Origin of the sequence: Bacillus cereus group sp. BfR-BA-01330 (genome assembly GCF_022663885.1) — a bacterium.
Classification (GTDB): Bacteria; Bacillota; Bacilli; order Bacillales; family Bacillaceae_G; genus Bacillus_A; species Bacillus_A cereus.
Genome location: NZ_JAKUGK010000003.1, coordinates 86,841 through 103,166, shown reverse-complemented (window position 1 = coordinate 103,166; position 16,326 = coordinate 86,841). Strand labels below are relative to the sequence as shown.

Below are 16,326 nucleotides of genomic sequence, written 5' to 3'. Positions count from 1 at the left end.
CTTCTCAATTATGTCGTTTCTCTATCTACTAACTCTGGTAATAACTCTATATGCTTCACATCTAATTTCTCTTCATTAATCTTTTCATATAATAATTCAAACGCTTTCACTCCAACGTTTTTACTAGAATGCGAAATCGTCGTTATACCCAATATATCTGCCACCTCTTGATCATCACACCCGATAATCGTAATATCCTCTGGAATACGAACTCCTTGTTTTTTTGCTTCTGTAACCATCCCCGCTGCAATATGGTTACAAGATACAAGGAACGCCGTCGGTTTTACTGACATATGAGCCCATTCTCTAATTACATTGCGTCCATCTTCCACTGTAAAACATCCCTCAAATTTCCAGGTCTCTAACGATGTTACGATACTCTGTTGAAGCGAATCTTCGTACGCCTTCTTTCGTCTTTGGCTATTAACGCTATTACTTCTTCCAATACAATATCCAATACGTGTATGACCGGCATCTATTAAGCTTTTCATCCCACGTGAAAATACTTTGTAGTAATCGATATGGACACTTGAAATATACTTCGAATCTATTTCTTCACACATAACAATCGGGCCGAATTTCGTATATTCTTCAAGCTTCTCCTTACTATTTGTCCGAGAACAAATAATAACCCCATCAAGCTTTTTCATTTTTAACATATTCAAAATTTCTAGTTCTCTTTCTTCACTATAATTCGTCTGGCAAAGCATCATATTATAATTATTCTTTGCTGTCTCTTTTGATATCCCCTCGATAATAGCGCTATAATATTGATCATTTACGTGTGGCAATAAAACGCCAATTACATTCGTTTTTCCTTTCACTAAATGAATTGCATTCACGTTTTGCGTGTAATTTAATTCTTCTATAATCGCTAAAATTTCTTTTCGTTTCTGTTCATTTACGTACGGATGATTATTTAGTACACGTGAAACAGTTGAAACAGATACTCCAGCAAGTTCAGCAATCTTTCTTATATTTGTCATCTCATTTTCCCCTTCTCACAAAAATTCTTCCTTGACCTGGTAAGCTTTCCACAATATATCCTTTCCTAGCAAATACATTTAGAAAGGATATACAACTATGCTTCGATTCAAATTAGAATATATATTTTTCATTGGCGGTTTACTCATTCTTGCCATCGGTATTAATATGATGACGACAATTACTTCCTTTGGACTTAGCCCTTATGATTCCTTCTTTATTGCACTATATCAAAATTTTGGGATAAGTATTGGTTTTTGGATTTTCATGATTAACTTTGCCTTTACACTTATCGTACTCTTTTGGAATAGAAAACAAATTACAATCGGTACAATTGTAACGATGGTTCTTATTTCTCTTTTTGTTGATTGGATTGGTTCCATTACAACTATTATGGACGCTATCCGCTCTCTTCCAAAATATATAACACTTATTTGCGGAAATCTATTCGTTGGAGCTGGAATTGGTCTTTACGTCTCTACAAACCTTTGTGCAGCGCCTCAAGAAGCTTTCGTTTTAACGGTTGCCGAGAAGAAAAAATGGACGTTTAGAAGAACAGAGATTTCATTAGCCTTTTTATTTTTAACGTTAAGCTTTTTATTAGATGGACCTATCTATTTTGGAACAATCATCTTATCCTTTACAACAGGCTGGATTATCCAAGCATTTATTCAAGTTGGTACGCAGATTTTAAATAGAAAAGAGCCTATTAAGCAAGCTGCTTAATAGGCTCTTTCTGTTTTATGGTAAGAGATACTACTTAGCATCCCCTTCAATTCGATAGTTCGCTTTCAAACAATCTATTTCTTCATACCCTTGCAACGTATGTAGAATATAATCATAATCAGCAAGAGACGCACGATGCGTTACAATTACAATTTCAGCCTTTCCTTTCTCTTCAAGCGGCATTTGAATAATTTTCTCAAAGCTAACTCCGCGCTCAGAGAACAATGAAGTAATTTTTGCAAATACACCAATTTCGTCTTTTACATGCAGTCTTAAAAACTTTTTCACGACAATTTCGTCTGGCTCTTTTAATACTTTTTGATATTGTGGGACTACAGCACTATTTCCTGTTACCCCTAATCTAATATTTTGCATTACAGCAACTAAATCCGAAACAACAGCTGTAGCTGTCGGTAAACTTCCTGCGCCTGGTCCATAAAACATCGTTTCCCCAACTGCTTCACCGTACACATACACAGCGTTATATTCATTTTGTACTGCTGCAAGAGGATGTGTATTTGGAAGTAAAGTTGGTTCAACTGTAACCTCCAATTTTTCACCATCTCGTTTTGCAAGACCGATTAATTTAATTGTATAACCTAAGCTCTTACTGTATTCAATATCTTCCTCTGTAATAGAGGTAATCCCTTTTACTTTCACATCTCCAAGCTCTACATTTGTAGAGAAACCGAGGGTAGCTAAAATCGTCATTTTTCTTGCTGCATCTAAACCTTCTACATCTGATGTTGGATCTGCTTCTGCAAATCCAAGTTGTTGGGCTTCTTTTAACACGTCGTTATATGCTCTCCCTTCGTCTGACATTTTCGTCAAAATAAAATTTGTTGTTCCATTTACAATTCCCATTACTTTCGTAATAAGATCTGAAGAAAGTCCTTCTACGATACTGCGTAAAATTGGAATTCCCCCTGCCACACTCGCCTCATAGAATAAATCAGCCTTATTATCTTTTGCTGTCGCTAATAATTCAGCTCCATGTAATGCCATTAAGTCTTTATTTGCAGTTACAACATGCTTTCCGCTTTTTAAAGCTTGTAAAATATATGATTTTGCATCATCAATGCCACCCATCACTTCAATAACAACATCAATATTTGGATTATCTAAAATTTCATTTGCATCTTGTGTTAATAGAGTAGAAGGTACCTCTACCTCTCTCTCTTTCTCAATGTTTTGCACTAATACTTTCGTTACCTTCACTGGGCAACCTACTTGGTGTATGAGTCGTTCTTGATGATCCGTAATAATACGAACCACACCACTGCCAACTGTCCCAAGACCTAATAACCCAACTTGAATTTCTTTCATAGTACTGTCCACCCCTCAAAAATTGTGTTTAGATGAAATTATATGAGTAAAAAATCTGAAAAACAATGTATTTTGAACATTCGGAAAAATAAAGGTTAATCTTTACAAGGAAAACGTTGCCACGTGTTACACAATCTTTCTTTACAATATATAAGGGGTTTCTTGATACACGTAATAATTCAACCAATTAGAAAACAATAAATTACCATGACTCCTCCACCTAACAAGCGGCTTTTCATCTGGATTATTATGTTTAAAATAGTTTTTTGGCACATCAATATTTAATCCCTTGTCACGATCTCGTTCGTATTCTTGTTTTAACGTCTCACAACTATATTCGCTATGTCCAAGGGCAAACACTTGCCTTCCTTCTGGCCCAATAACAAGGTGAACACCTGCTTCTTCAGAGTTTGCTAACAATGTTAATTCTTTCACTCCTCTAATATCATTCTCTCGTACTTCTGTATGACGAGAATGCGGAGCAAAAAACAATTCATCAAATCCTTGTAATAATTTCACATGTTGCTCGCAAACTTCATGTTCAAATACACCGAACACTTTTTCCTTAAGGGGATACTTTGGAACACCATAATGATAGTACAAGCCAGCCTGTGCCCCCCAGCAAATATGGAGCGTAGATGTTACATTCGTTTTTGAATACTCCATAATATGTTTAAGCTCTTCCCAATAATCTACCTCTTCAAAAGCAAGGGTCTCCACTGGCGCTCCTGTAATAATGAGCCCATCAAACTTTTCATTTTCAATATCACGAAACGTTTTATAAAAGCTTGTTAAATGTTCTTGCGTTACATTACGCGATAGATGTGATTCCATATGAAGCAAATGAACATCTAATTGTAACGGCGTGTTTCCAATTAAGCGAAGTAATTGCGCCTCTGTATCTTGTTTCGTTGGCATTAAATTTAATATAGCAATTTTTAAAGCACGTATATCTTGTGTTTCTGCCCGCTCCTTCGTCATTACAAAAATATTTTCTTTTTGCAACACTTTGCGAGCCGGTAAATCTTTATCAATTATGATCGGCATGTGTTTTGCCTCCAACTAGAGCTGCTTCCAAATCTGCAATAATATCAGAAACATCTTCTATACCAACCGATAAACGAATTAAATCAGATGTAACACCCGCTAAACGCTGATCTTCAGCATTTAATTGTCTATGCGTCGTACTAGCAGGATGTATAACGCAAGTTCGTGCATCAGCTACGTGCGTTACAAGAGTTGCTAGTTTTACATTTGCGATAAATTCTTTTGCTGCTTCTAATCCGCCTTTAATACCGAAAGTTAAAACACCACTAGCACCTTTTTTCAAGTACTGTTGTGCTAACGAGTAATTTTCATTACTATCTAACCCCGGATAATTCACCCATTCAATACGTTCATGATTAGCAAGCCACTTAGCAACTGCCAGAGCATTTTCGCTATGACGCTCCATTCGTAAATGCAAAGTCTCTAAGCCAATATTGCTAATATATGCATTGAATGGGCTCATACAATTTCCATAATCTCTTAATAGTTGAACACGTGCTTTCACAATATATGCTGCTGCACCAAAGTTTTGAACGTAACTTACACCGTGATAACTTGGATCTGGTTCAACAAGCTCAGGATATTTTCCATTTGTCCAATCAAAGTTTCCACCGTCAATTACAATACCGCCTAAAGAGCTCGCATGCCCATCGATATATTTAGTCGTAGAATGAACAATAATATTTGCCCCATATTCAAACGCTTGGCATAAATAAGGAGTTGCTAATGTATTATCAACGATAAAAGGTACCTCTAATTCTTTAGCGGCAGCTGAAAATTCTTTGAAATTTAAAACATTCATCGCTGGATTTCCTAATGATTCTGCATAGATAAGTTTCGTCTTATCGTTAGCAAGTGCCGTAATTTCATCTGCCGTTAAATTTGGATTAAAGAACGTAACATCAATGCCAAGCTTACGTAAACTCACCCCAAATAAATTAAATGTTCCCCCGTAAACAGTTGAAGAGCAAAGTAAATGGTCTCCACTACTACAAATATTTAAAACTGCGAGCATAATAGCTGCTTGCCCAGAAGCCGTTGCAACAGCTCCTACACCGCCTTCTAAATCTGATAACTTCTGCTCAAATGCTGCTAAAGTAGGGTTTCCAATACGTGTATAAATATATCCTTCTGCCTCTAAGTTAAATAGAGCTGCTAAATCATCCGAAGTATCGTATTTATACGTTGTGCTTTGATAAAGTGGTAAAACACGTGGTTCACCATTCTTTGGCGTATAGCCACCTTGCACACAAATTGTTCCTTTTCCCCATGATTCTCCCATCTCTCATTCTCCTTTCTTTTATACAAAATAAAAAACTGCCCCTTTCCTGAAAACAAGAAAGGAGCAGTTTGAAAACACGCTCTAAAGGCTCTTTCTTATCTCTCAGGATTACTACCTGCAGGATTTGGCACAATTCCGTTATACGGCTGTTGCCAAGGTTTCATCGGGCCTGTCCCTCCACCTTTTCTTGATAAGACTATGCAATTACCGTTGATTTTATAGCAATAATTTCCTAATGTCAAACAGTTTTTCTGAATGTTCTAAAATAAATGTTAACAGTTTCATATAAAGCAACAAAAGAAATATATTCTAGTCTATTTCAAAAAAGACCTTTAAAAACCTCAAATCAGTCTATAAAATTAAATAAGTAATTTAACCTATAAATTCAAATTCCCCAAAAGTTAGCCTATATGTTGAATAGGCCATCTTCTCAAAAAGATACTATATATATTCAATCCATTTTTCACTAGTATATTTCACTTTTTTCCCTACTAAGATTTACATAACGGAGGTATAACATGACAAATAAAAAAGATATGCATTACATACTTGCTCTATATGGCATTCTTCTAGGATCTATAGTAGGAGCTACAGTCTGGTTATTTTTAGTCACAATAAATATTGGAATCCACTTTATTTGGGGATACTTGCCTGAAGTTCTCTCTTTTCCCTCTTATTACACCCTTTGCGTAACAATAATTGGCGGGGTCCTTGTTGGTCTATCACAAAAACATTTCGGTACATACCCACGCCTTATGCCTGAAGTAATGGCTGAATATAAAAAAACTGGTCGAATCGAATATCGCTTTGTCCATCGGGCTACTTTAACAGCGATTATTGTTTTAATTTTCGGTGCTAGTCTTGGTCCAGAAGCCGCACTAGTTGGAATTATAGGCGGACTGTGCACATGGGTAGGGGATCGCTTTAAATTTGCCTTAAAGGGTATGAATGAGCTAACCGAGATCGGAATTGGCGCTACTTTAAGTGTCATTTTTAACGCACCATTATTCGGTTATTTAGCACCAAATGAAAATGAGGGGGAAGAAATTGCTGCTTTTTCTAAAGGAAAAAAAGCGATTGTATACTTAGCTACTACTTTCGCAGGTTTTTCTGTTTATTTACTACTGAGTAAACTTGATAATCGTGGATCCTTTATTGTTGATTTCGGGGAAGGTACACTTTCTTTCAATGAATGGATTGCATTTCTTCCACTTGCTAGTATCGGTGCTATAGTTGGTTTCTTTTATTTCAAGTTAGAATTCACATTAGAAAAGTTAATTCACCCTTTTAGAGAATACAAGCTGACACTCGGAATTATCGGTGGTATTTTATTAGGAATTGCGGGAACCTTTCTTCCGTACACATTATTTTCAGGGGAACATCAATTAAAAGAATTAGTTGTTGAATGGAGCCATTTATCTTTTTGGATACTACTTCTTTCAGGGATTTTAAAGTTGTGCATTACTGCCGTTTGTTTGAACACAGGGTGGCGAGGTGGACATATCTTCCCAATTATATTTTCTGGGTCAAGTATCGGATACGCTGTAGCATCTATTCTTCCTATAGATCCAGTAGCATCTGTTGCCATCGTAACAACAGCAATTTCAAGCTATGCGTTACGAAAGCCAATAGCTATAACATTACTATTACTTATGTTTTTCCCGCTTAATTTACTATTGCCCATGCTTGGTGCAGCTGCTATCGGGAATGCCTTTCCCCTCCCAAAACATAACGAAAATAAAAATTAATAAAAATAGGCAGTGGGGACGAAAGCTCAACTGCCTATTTTTTTATTACACATGCTGCTTCAATAACGCTTCTAACTCCTCAAAATTATGCACTTCATATGTCGGTATAATCCCACTATCATTTAATTTCCTTTCTGGATTAAACCAACAAGTATCAATTCCCGCTACATATCCACCTTTAATATCAGCGCTTAATGAATCACCAATAATCAGCCCTTCTTCAGGTGCAAAGTTAGGAATCCGTTCAAAAACATAATCAAAATACTCTTTCATCGGTTTTTGAAAACCTGTATCTTCCGAAACAAAGACATCTTTAAATAATGAATGTAACCCTGCATTGCGCAAACGTTTATCTTGCGTCTTAGAAACACCATTTGTCACTATATACAATTCATACTCCCCTTGAATTTGATTTATAAATTCAAATGCACCTTGCATGAGTTGATTTCCTTCTTCTAAGTAGTTACGATAATTATTTTCGAATAATATTCCATTTACTTCTTCTCCATACTCTTTAAACAAAAGAGAGAATCGTGTATTTACAACTTCATTGCGTGATAGTTCACCTTTTTCAAAAGCATCCCAAAGACCTTTATTTATTTTTTTATAACGAGCCTCTATCTCGTCTGTTAAAGGGATTCCCTTCTCTTCAAAAAGTACCCGTAAAGCCACTTTTTCAGCCTTTTGGAAGTCTAGTAATGTATCATCTACATCAAATAACAATGTTTTATATTTTTTCATAAATTCATCACACTCTCTTTTCTACAAAAACAAATTTACATAAATCGTATCATTCCTTCTTGTAAAGATAATAGGAGATATCTCATACTATACATAGGGGTGAAAATATGAAAATCAGCAAAAATGAGGAAGAAATTTATCAATACATGCGAATCCATCAATTCCATACCCTATTTTCATTTCATGTCTTGCCATATGTAGAGCTGCATTCTTTTCAAACGAAAGAGATGATATGTAGTGAAGGAAATGCTCTCCCTTATCTCTATTACTTAATTTCTGGGAGAGCCAAAATATATATGAGTCATAAAAACGGGAAGGTTTCATTAATTAATTTTATTCAAGCACCATCTTTTATCGGGGAATTAGGATTAATAGGAGTAGAAAATATTACTAAGTCCGTTGAAGTACTAGAAGATTGTGTGTGTTTGGCACTTCCTCTTAAAGATTGTCAGCAACTTTTATTACAAGATGCAACGTTTTTACAGCACTTATGTAAATTTATTGGAGAAAAGACAATTACTCGCACTGAAAATTACGCAAAAAACTATAGTTATCCTTTTGAAAATCGATTAGCTGCTTTTATTTTATTAACAGAGCAAAATAATTGTTATATAGAAAAGCATACCGAGGCCTCGGAATATTTAAATGTCAGCTACCGTCATCTTTTATATGTATTAAATCAGTTTTGCCAACAAAATTATTTAAGAAAAGAAGGCCGAACATATTATATAAAAGATCGAAATACATTAGAAAAACTTGCTGATGAACTAAAAATATAAAAAAACAGCATTAACATATAAACGTTAATGCTGTTTTTTCGAGTGACGAGTATAATTTTAATTAAAATTTACTTGCTACTTTAGCTGCTTCTTCAAGACCTGCAGCAATGATTTCTTCTGCTTTATCTGGGAATTGGTTATGTCCTTCAATAATTACTGTTTCCATGTTTGTTGCGCCGAAGAAGCCCATCATACTTGCTACATATTTAACAGCCATTTCTACCTCAGCTGCTGGACCTTCTGAATATACGCCGCCTCGTGCATTTAATAATGCAATCTTCTTATCACCGATTAGGCCAACTGGACCCTCTGGCGTATATTTGAACGTTTTACCAGCACGGTTTAAATAATCAATATATGTGTGTAACACTGCTGGAATCGTTAAGTTCCATAATGGGAAGCCGAAAACAACTTTATCAGCTTCTAGGAATTGATTTAAATACTTATCAGCAACTGCTACTGCTTTTGCCTCTTCTTCTGTTAAATCAAATCCTTTACCTGCCTTGAATGTACCATTGATCATGTCTACACCTACATATGGTAATTCTTCTTTATATAAATCCAGTTCTACTACTGTATCATTTGGGTGTGCTTCTTTATAGTTTGCTAAAAATGCCTCATATAATTTTACACTAACTGCTTGTTCCGCTGGACGGTTGTTTGCTTTAACGAATAAAACTGTTGCCATTATTTCTTCCTCCTAGTACTTACTCTTATGTTGTTATATGCTTTCAAAAAAGGTATCCCTTGTAATTGTTGTTTTGTTGCTTACAATCATATTTTATCTTTATATAAAGACAATTTCGTCCTCACATAGACGTATTTTTCCATAAAAAAAGTCCACCTTCTAAAGGCGAACTAGGTCTTACGACTTTTGTCTTATACAATTCCATTTTTCACTGCATATAACGCCGCTTGCGTACGATCGGATAAATTTAATTTACTCAAAATGCTACTTACATGCGCCTTAACTGTCTTTTCTGTAATAACTAAAACAGATGCAATTTCCTTATTGCTCATCCCTTTTGCTAATAGTTGCAACACCTCATTTTCTCTCGCTGTTAGCACATCCACTTGAATAGAAGGTTCTTCTTCCTTTTCTTCTACAGGTAATGTTTGAGAGAGAAGAGCATTTGCTATATCCGGATGTAATTGAATATTACCTTTATATGCACTTCGAATAGCCTCAACAAGCTGATCCGGTTCTACATCTTTTAAAATATACCCACTTGCTCCAGCCCTTAATGCAGGTAACACATGCGCCTGATCAGAAAAGCTAGTTAACACAATTACTTTCACATTTGGATACTCTTTTTTAATATATGCCGTCGCCTCAACACCATCCATTTCAGGCATATATAAATCCATTAATATAACATCAGGATTTGTTTCTCCTACTTTCACTAACGCTTCTTTCCCATTATTCGCTTCTCCAACTAAATCTAAATCTTCCTGTGTGCTTAAGAAAAACGCTAATCCTTTTAAAACAACTGTATGATCATCAACTAACAATACTTTTATTTTCACAAACTTCCCTCATTTTCACATCATAATGGTACATTTACTTTTACGCTCGTTCGTTTATTACTACTTACAATTTTAATTGTTCCACCAACTAATTCTACTCTTTCACGCATCGTAGTCATACCTAGTGATTTCTTTTCTTTTATATTCTTTTCCACAAAGCCCTTTCCTTGATCAACTATTTCTAATGATACATTTTTCTCATTCACTGTAAAATAAATCGTCGCTTCTTTTACACCTGCATGCTTACTTACATTGTTCAGTGCTTCTTGGCCAATGCGCCATAAAGCTTCTTCTACTACACGAGGTAAATCACGAACACCCGTAACTTGCTCCCTAATTTTCAGTCCCAAATTTTCACCGTACTGCTTTAGAGCTGGCAATAATCCTTTTTCTAATCCTGCCGGACGAAGCTGCCAAATTAATGTCCTCATTTCTTTCAAAGCTCCTTGTGCAAGTTCACGCATCTCATGCAAAGATTGATCTACCTTTTCATTTTTACCTTTTAAAACTGCCTCGGCGCCTTTTGTCATGAAGGTTAATGAAAATAATTTTTGCGAAACAGAATCATGTAAATCTCTTGCTAATCGGTTTCTTTCTTCCATTCGTACAAGTTCACGGCGCTGCTCGTTTAACCTCAAATTCTCTATTATTAACGAAACATGGTTTGATAGCGCTTGAATTACATCTATTGTATTAGCATCAAACTCTCCATTATTCAAGCTAACACATAAAACACCAAATATATGGTTTTGAATATGTATTGGCGTAGCAATAACAGTTTGATTTAGATGCACATTATGCCCTATTTGATGTTTTATTAGAACTGGTTCATCTTGCTCTAACGCCTTGTTGGCCGCCTCTTTTACATCCTCTTGTAACTCTTCCTGAACGTAAGACGCTCGCAGAGATAATTCTTTTTCCTCCCTAATAAAAAGCGCTACTTGATTCCATTGAAATACTTCACCTACGTGATTTACCACCTTTTCAGGTAATACATTAAACTTATGAATCGTTTTTAAATCTTGAATGAAACGCTCTAATTTCACATAATAATGTGCTCTTCTTCTTTCATTTTCATATAATTTTGTTCGCTTTAAAGCCGTACCAATTTGGAAGGCAACCGATTGGAGTAATACTAATTCTTCTTCTGAAAAATGTGTTTTACCCGGACTTGCAACATTTAACAACCCAAATTTTTCTCCTCCAGCTTTTAAAGGAACCGTAGCATGATGAAGAATGCCCTCCGTATCTCCCCAATTATATTCAATTGCATTATTAATTCTTTTACATTCAATAATATTAACGGCTCTCTCTAATTTCCCATCTACAAAACCTCGTAAACACCAACACTCACCTTCGCACATCGGGCGTTTATTTTCATATGTAAGTGCCTCTGGTAATTGGTAATCAATCAACTTCGTATACTTCCCATTTTCATCTGCAAGAAAAATCCATCCTGTCGTTAAACCTGTTACACTTAGCAATTTCTCGAGGACAGCTTGCAATACATGATATGTATCATTTGATGTATTTAATGTTTCTGCAATTTCCTTTAATATAACTAATTCATTCGTACGATTATCTCGAAACATACTCATTCTCCTGCATACAAGATTTTAAATAGCTCTTAAAATAAATCATCTACTTTTCACTTTGTACTTATTCGTAACATTGATATAATGGTGAAAACATAGTTTTCATTATATCACTCGAGGGGGCTTTCATAATGACATTAAATAAAGCACTTACTATCGCTGGTTCTGACACAAGTGGCGGTGCTGGTATACAAGCAGATTTAAAAACATTCCAAGAACTGGGCGTATACGGAATGACATCTCTTACAACAATCGTAACGATGGATCCACATAACGGTTGGGCACATAACGTATTTCCAATCCCAGCTTCTACATTAAAACCACAATTAGAAACAACAATTGAAGGTGTTGGCGTAGACGCTTTAAAAACAGGTATGCTTGGATCAGTAGAAATTATTGAAATGGTTGCAGAAACAATCGAAAAGCACAATTTCAAAAATGTAGTAGTTGACCCTGTTATGGTATGTAAAGGTGCAGATGAAGCATTACACCCTGAAACGAACGATTGCTTACGTGACGTTCTTGTGCCAAAGGCATTAGTTGTAACGCCAAACTTATTTGAAGCTTACCAATTAAGCGGTGTGAAAATTAATTCTCTTGAGGACATGAAAGAAGCAGCGAAGAAAATCCACGCTTTAGGTGCCAAATACGTACTAATTAAAGGCGGAAGCAAACTTGGTACGGAAACTGCAATCGACGTCCTATATGATGGAGAAACATTCGATCTTTTAGAATCAGAAAAAATTGATACTACAAATACACACGGCGCAGGTTGCACATATTCTGCTGCAATTACAGCAGAACTTGCAAAAGGAAAACCTGTGAAAGAAGCAGTAAAAACTGCTAAAGAATTCATCACAGCTGCTATTCGTTACTCATTCAAAATTAACGAATACGTAGGTCCAACTCACCATGGTGCATATCGTAAATTCGTTGTATCAAAAGAACTTGTCTAATATATAAATAAAAACACTCACAAGGTTCATACATTGTCTCTGTGAGTGTTTTTTATAAGCTTTATGTCTTCCGGTCATCTTATCTTTAAGATGCAGAGCTGACCTTATTTCTACCATTTCGTTTCGAGTAGTATAACGCATCATCCGCCGCTTGAATAAATTGCTCTGATGCCCCTTCATACTCTGAAACCCCTACCGAAACTGTAATTTTTATTTTTGTTCCATCTAACAATTCAAATGAATGTTTTTCAACAGCTATACGAGTTTGTTCCCCAACATGAATTCCATAAACCATTCCTTTCCTTGGTATCAAAAGCGCAAACTCCTCTCCACCCTTTCGAAAAACCAAATCCGGAAATGCTGACATTTCTCGCAAAATATGCCCTACTTGTTTTAACACTTCGTCTCCCGCTGGGTGCCCATACGTATCATTTACATGCTTAAAATGGTCAATATCTATAAGTAGTAAACAAAGTGAATCGTTTTTCAAGTGTTTATTACTAATATGACGATTCATCTCTAAATCAAACTGTCTTACGTTTCCTAGACCTGTCAATGCATCTATCGTTGCGTATTGCTTCATCGTTTGAAATAGCTCATTGGATTGTAAAACATAATTTGCACTTATGAATGTTATGTAACCTGTAATAATACTAGAAATTAAATATAATCCCACTATGTGGATCTCTTTAATTAACCATATATATAACGCTGGGATTAGAATAGATAAAATATATGCGTGTAACCATACCCACTTTTCCCCTAAAGAAAGCTTCATACGCGAAATAAAGATACTCCCTATTCCTATCGCAATGATTGTATAAAAGGCCACTTGAGAAGCTAATGAATAATCCATAAACAACAGTCTAGTTACTAAAATCATAATAATTGTTATGGTACTCGCTATCGGCCCTCCAATAATAACAGCTAGAATAACAGCTAAGTAGCGTAAATCCAATAGGATGGTACCAACACGAACACCGAAATACATTAGTAATATACCTAGTATCCCAGTAAAAATGCCTACTACACATTTCTGCCCAAAAGAGAATCCTTCTTTTAACGGCTTATCTCTTAAAAGCTGACCTCCAACAAAAATAAAGGAAAGAATAATTGTTGTATTTACAAATAAGTCCCTTAACATAAAATGATCTCCTTACTTTTCTATCTATCCCTTTCCTTACTTTATTGTATACGAAATCCCTATAATTCCCAAAGTTTTTATTTATTTTTTGCTGTTCCACGTGAAACAGCAAAAAATAAAAAGGGCGAAAACTCGCCCTTTTTCATTAACAACAGCGTGATATTTTTCCACCCTTTGCGTTAAATCTTGCTTCTTGTGCCTCAGCAAAAAATTGCTTTTGACATAAAACCTCTTCTTCAGGATGATGCTTTTTCATATGCTCCACATATACTTCATAACTTGGTACCCCAACGAGCAAACTAATAAAGCGCTTCCTTTCCCCCCATACTTGCCACAGCTTTTTAAGCATAGTTCCTCGACTCACTTTCATCTCTAGGAATATATGGTGCCTCTTTTAACGGCATTGGCTTATTTCTTAATACTTGTATCCAAATTCGAAGTGCTGAAATTAACACAGCGATTACAACTATCATAAAAATCCCACAAAGCGCTGCATCGATATAATCATTAAAAATAATTTGCTTCATTTGAGTAACATTTTTAGCTGGTGCTAACACTTTCCCTTCATCTAACGCTCCCTGAAACACCTTCGCGTGAGATAGAAATCCGATTTTAGGATTTTCATGAAATAGCTTTTGATAACCAGCTGTCATTGTTACAATAAGCAATCCCACAGTTGGAATAAGTGTTACCCAAACGTACGCCTTTTTCCCCATTTTGAACAAAATTGTCGTTCCAAGTAATAATGCAATACCTGCTAGCATTTGATTTGCAATACCGAAAAGTGGCCATAATGTATTAATTCCACCGAGCGGATCTATTACCCCTTGGTATAAGAAATATCCCCATCCTAATACACATAATGTTGTAGCGATTACATTCGCTAATGTAGAATCCGTTTTCCCAAATGGCTTATATACATGCCCTAAAATATCTTGAATCATAAATCGGCCGACACGCGTTCCGGCATCAATCGTTGTTAAAATAAATAGGGCTTCAAAGAGAATCGCAAAATGATACCAAAATGCCATCATGGCCGTTCCACCTATTACTTGTGAGAAAATATATGCCATACCTATCGCTAATGTTGGCGCACCACCTGTACGTGATAAAATCGTTTGCTCTCCAACATTTACAGCAAGATCTTTTAATTCATTTGGTGTAATAGCAAATCCCCATGAGGAAATAACTTGAGCTGCCTGCGAGACATCTGTACCGATAAGTGCTGCGGGACTATTAATTGCAAAATACGTTCCCGGTGTTAATACACAAGCTGCAATCATCGCCATCGCTGCTACAAACGACTCCATTAACATTGCTCCATAACCGATTGGCTGTGCGTGTCCCTCTTGCTCAATCATCTTCGGCGTCGTACCTGATGAAACAAGAGCATGGAATCCAGACACTGCACCACAAGCAATAGTAATAAATAAGAATGGGAATAAGTTTCCAGAGAACACAGGACCAGTTCCATCAATAAATTTCGAAACGGCTGGCATTTGTAAATCTGGTGCTACAATTAAGATACCGATTGCTAACCCTACAATTGTTCCAACTTTTAAAAATGTACTTAAATAATCACGTGGTGCTAAAAGCATCCAAACTGGTAATGCAGATGCAATAAATCCATATACAATAAGCATAATAGCAATTGTTTCACCACTAAATGTGAACATACTTGCAAGTGTTGGATTTTCTGCTACATACTGTCCTCCAACAAGAGATAAAATAAGTAGGATAATACCGATTACTGATCCTTCTCCAACACGACCAGGCCTAATATAGCGCATATAAACTCCCATTAAAATAGCGATAGGAATCGTTGCTGCTATCGTAAACATTCCCCAAGGACTTCCGATTAGTGCCTTTACTACGACCAACGCTAATACTGCTAATAAAATAATCATAATTCCTAAAATACCTATCATTGCAATTAGTCCTGTAACAGGTCCAATCTCATCTTTAATCATTTCTCCTAACGATTTACCATTACGTCTCATTGAAGCAAATAAAATAACAAAATCTTGGACAGCCCCCGCAACAACTACCCCAACAATAATCCAAATGGTCCCTGGTAAATACCCCATTTGTGCCGCTAAAATCGGTCCTACTAAAGGTCCCGCTCCAGCAATCGCTGCAAAGTGATGTCCAAACAATACCCACTTATTTGTTGGAACATAGTCTTTCCCATCATTTAATGTATGGGCTGGTGTTTGCCGATTATCATCTAAATTAAAAACCTTTCTCGCTATAAATCTACTATAAAAGCGATAAGCAACTGCATATACACATACGGCAGCTACTAAGAGCCATACAGCATTAATGGTTTCACCTTGTGATAAAGCTATTACCCCAAAAGCACCTGCTCCTACTGCTGTAATAACGCCCCAAAGTAAGATCGATTTCAATGTCTTCACATACAATTCCCCCAATACTATTTCTTAGTGGAGATTGTACTAAATTTTCTGAAT

General features: G+C 36.0%; 15 protein-coding genes and 1 riboswitch. Of the genes, 4 read left to right on the top strand and 11 right to left on the bottom strand.

What is annotated here, in order from left to right; translation table 11 throughout:
* Nucleotides 1-8: 8 nt before the first annotated feature.
* A complete protein-coding gene (locus MR112_RS09665; protein WP_000181979.1) occupies nucleotides 9-986 on the bottom strand; it encodes a LacI family DNA-binding transcriptional regulator in 978 nt (325 codons plus the stop codon).
* 97 nt (nucleotides 987-1,083) lie between these two features.
* Here MR112_RS09665 and MR112_RS09660 point away from each other — a divergent pair, with 97 nt between their 5' ends.
* A complete protein-coding gene (locus tag MR112_RS09660; protein ID WP_000943416.1) occupies nucleotides 1,084-1,710 on the top strand; it encodes a YczE/YyaS/YitT family protein in 627 nt (208 codons plus the stop codon).
* Between the two features lie 30 nt (nucleotides 1,711-1,740).
* On the opposite strand, the gene MR112_RS09655 is transcribed toward MR112_RS09660, so the two are convergent.
* The 3 genes from MR112_RS09655 to MR112_RS09645 all read right to left on the bottom strand — a co-directional run bounded on the left by MR112_RS09655 (nucleotide 1,741) and on the right by MR112_RS09645 (nucleotide 5,365).
* A complete protein-coding gene (locus MR112_RS09655; protein WP_000659109.1) occupies nucleotides 1,741-3,036 on the bottom strand; it encodes a homoserine dehydrogenase in 1,296 nt (431 codons plus the stop codon).
* 141 nt (nucleotides 3,037-3,177) lie between these two features.
* Nucleotides 3,178-4,083 carry a homoserine O-acetyltransferase MetA gene (gene metA / locus MR112_RS09650; RefSeq protein WP_001121540.1) on the bottom strand — a complete coding sequence of 302 codons (906 nt, stop codon included), beginning with the start codon at nucleotides 4,081-4,083 and terminating at the stop codon, nucleotides 3,178-3,180.
* Nucleotides 4,067-5,365 (bottom strand): bifunctional O-acetylhomoserine aminocarboxypropyltransferase/cysteine synthase, encoded by a 1,299-nt coding sequence (locus tag MR112_RS09645; RefSeq protein WP_000504787.1) that lies wholly within the window; start codon nucleotides 5,363-5,365, stop codon nucleotides 4,067-4,069. Before MR112_RS09645 ends, metA begins: the two co-directional genes overlap by 17 nt.
* A 92-nt stretch (nucleotides 5,366-5,457) precedes the next feature.
* Nucleotides 5,458-5,562, bottom strand: a riboswitch (SAM riboswitch).
* 321 nt (nucleotides 5,563-5,883) lie between these two features.
* Between MR112_RS09645 and MR112_RS09640 the strand changes: the two genes are divergently transcribed.
* Complete coding sequence (locus MR112_RS09640; RefSeq protein WP_000182456.1) at nucleotides 5,884-7,113, top strand: chloride channel protein; 1,230 nt, start codon at nucleotides 5,884-5,886, stop codon at nucleotides 7,111-7,113.
* Between the two features lie 45 nt (nucleotides 7,114-7,158).
* Here MR112_RS09640 and MR112_RS09635 read toward each other — a convergent pair whose 3' ends face one another.
* Nucleotides 7,159-7,854: a YjjG family noncanonical pyrimidine nucleotidase gene (locus tag MR112_RS09635; protein WP_000760196.1), complete on the bottom strand. Its 696-nt coding sequence runs from the start codon at nucleotides 7,852-7,854 to the stop codon at nucleotides 7,159-7,161.
* A 107-nt stretch (nucleotides 7,855-7,961) separates the two neighbouring features.
* On the opposite strand from MR112_RS09635, the gene MR112_RS09630 reads away from it, so the two are divergent.
* On the top strand, nucleotides 7,962-8,633 hold the full coding sequence (locus tag MR112_RS09630) for a transcriptional regulator YeiL (protein WP_006921968.1): 672 nt from the start codon (nucleotides 7,962-7,964) through the stop codon (nucleotides 8,631-8,633).
* A gap of 61 nt (nucleotides 8,634-8,694) precedes the next feature.
* On the opposite strand, the gene MR112_RS09625 is transcribed toward MR112_RS09630, so the two are convergent.
* The 3 genes from MR112_RS09625 to MR112_RS09615 all read right to left on the bottom strand — a co-directional run bounded on the left by MR112_RS09625 (nucleotide 8,695) and on the right by MR112_RS09615 (nucleotide 11,752).
* Nucleotides 8,695-9,321 carry an FMN-dependent NADH-azoreductase gene (locus MR112_RS09625; protein ID WP_000246721.1) on the bottom strand — a complete coding sequence of 209 codons (627 nt, stop codon included), beginning with the start codon at nucleotides 9,319-9,321 and terminating at the stop codon, nucleotides 8,695-8,697.
* 191 nt (nucleotides 9,322-9,512) lie between these two features.
* Nucleotides 9,513-10,160, bottom strand: coding sequence for a response regulator (locus tag MR112_RS09620; RefSeq protein ID WP_071713913.1), 648 nt, complete (start codon nucleotides 10,158-10,160; stop codon nucleotides 9,513-9,515).
* 20 nt (nucleotides 10,161-10,180) lie between these two features.
* Nucleotides 10,181-11,752, bottom strand: coding sequence for a GAF domain-containing sensor histidine kinase (locus tag MR112_RS09615; protein WP_098214287.1), 1,572 nt, complete (start codon nucleotides 11,750-11,752; stop codon nucleotides 10,181-10,183).
* 134 nt (nucleotides 11,753-11,886) lie between these two features.
* On the opposite strand from MR112_RS09615, the gene pdxK reads away from it, so the two are divergent.
* A complete protein-coding gene (gene pdxK, locus MR112_RS09610) occupies nucleotides 11,887-12,711 on the top strand; it encodes a pyridoxine/pyridoxal/pyridoxamine kinase (protein WP_000174252.1) in 825 nt (274 codons plus the stop codon).
* Nucleotides 12,712-12,796: 85 nt separating this feature from the next.
* Here the strand turns inward: pdxK and MR112_RS09605 are convergent, their stop codons facing one another.
* The 3 genes from MR112_RS09605 to cstA all read right to left on the bottom strand — a co-directional run bounded on the left by MR112_RS09605 (nucleotide 12,797) and on the right by cstA (nucleotide 16,272).
* Nucleotides 12,797-13,855, bottom strand: a complete 1,059-nt coding sequence (locus MR112_RS09605; RefSeq protein WP_017657620.1) for a GGDEF domain-containing protein — start codon at nucleotides 13,853-13,855, stop codon at nucleotides 12,797-12,799.
* Nucleotides 13,856-14,000: 145 nt separating this feature from the next.
* Nucleotides 14,001-14,204 (bottom strand): YbdD/YjiX family protein, encoded by a 204-nt coding sequence (locus tag MR112_RS09600; RefSeq protein WP_000914503.1) that lies wholly within the window; start codon nucleotides 14,202-14,204, stop codon nucleotides 14,001-14,003.
* Entirely contained in the window at nucleotides 14,197-16,272 is a 2,076-nt protein-coding gene (gene cstA, locus MR112_RS09595) for a carbon starvation protein CstA (RefSeq protein ID WP_000854312.1), read from the bottom strand. Before cstA ends, MR112_RS09600 begins: the two co-directional genes overlap by 8 nt.
* Nucleotides 16,273-16,326 lie beyond the last annotated feature (54 nt).

Coding starts and splice junctions, on each gene's coding strand:
- pdxK (WP_000174252.1), top strand. CDS start 11,887: ATGACATTAAATAAAGCACTTACTATCGCTGGTTCTGACACAAGTGGC.
- MR112_RS09645 (WP_000504787.1), bottom strand. CDS start 5,365: ATGGGAGAATCATGGGGAAAAGGAACAATTTGTGTGCAAGGTGGCTAT.
- MR112_RS09655 (WP_000659109.1), bottom strand. CDS start 3,036: ATGAAAGAAATTCAAGTTGGGTTATTAGGTCTTGGGACAGTTGGCAGT.
- MR112_RS09630 (WP_006921968.1), top strand. CDS start 7,962: ATGAAAATCAGCAAAAATGAGGAAGAAATTTATCAATACATGCGAATC.
- MR112_RS09625 (WP_000246721.1), bottom strand. CDS start 9,321: ATGGCAACAGTTTTATTCGTTAAAGCAAACAACCGTCCAGCGGAACAA.
- metA (WP_001121540.1), bottom strand. CDS start 4,083: ATGCCGATCATAATTGATAAAGATTTACCGGCTCGCAAAGTGTTGCAA.
- MR112_RS09605 (WP_017657620.1), bottom strand. CDS start 13,855: ATGTTAAGGGACTTATTTGTAAATACAACAATTATTCTTTCCTTTATT.
- MR112_RS09640 (WP_000182456.1), top strand. CDS start 5,884: ATGACAAATAAAAAAGATATGCATTACATACTTGCTCTATATGGCATT.
- MR112_RS09600 (WP_000914503.1), bottom strand. CDS start 14,204: ATGCTTAAAAAGCTGTGGCAAGTATGGGGGGAAAGGAAGCGCTTTATT.
- MR112_RS09635 (WP_000760196.1), bottom strand. CDS start 7,854: ATGAAAAAATATAAAACATTGTTATTTGATGTAGATGATACATTACTA.
- MR112_RS09665 (WP_000181979.1), bottom strand. CDS start 986: ATGACAAATATAAGAAAGATTGCTGAACTTGCTGGAGTATCTGTTTCA.
- MR112_RS09660 (WP_000943416.1), top strand. CDS start 1,084: ATGCTTCGATTCAAATTAGAATATATATTTTTCATTGGCGGTTTACTC.
- MR112_RS09615 (WP_098214287.1), bottom strand. CDS start 11,752: ATGTTTCGAGATAATCGTACGAATGAATTAGTTATATTAAAGGAAATT.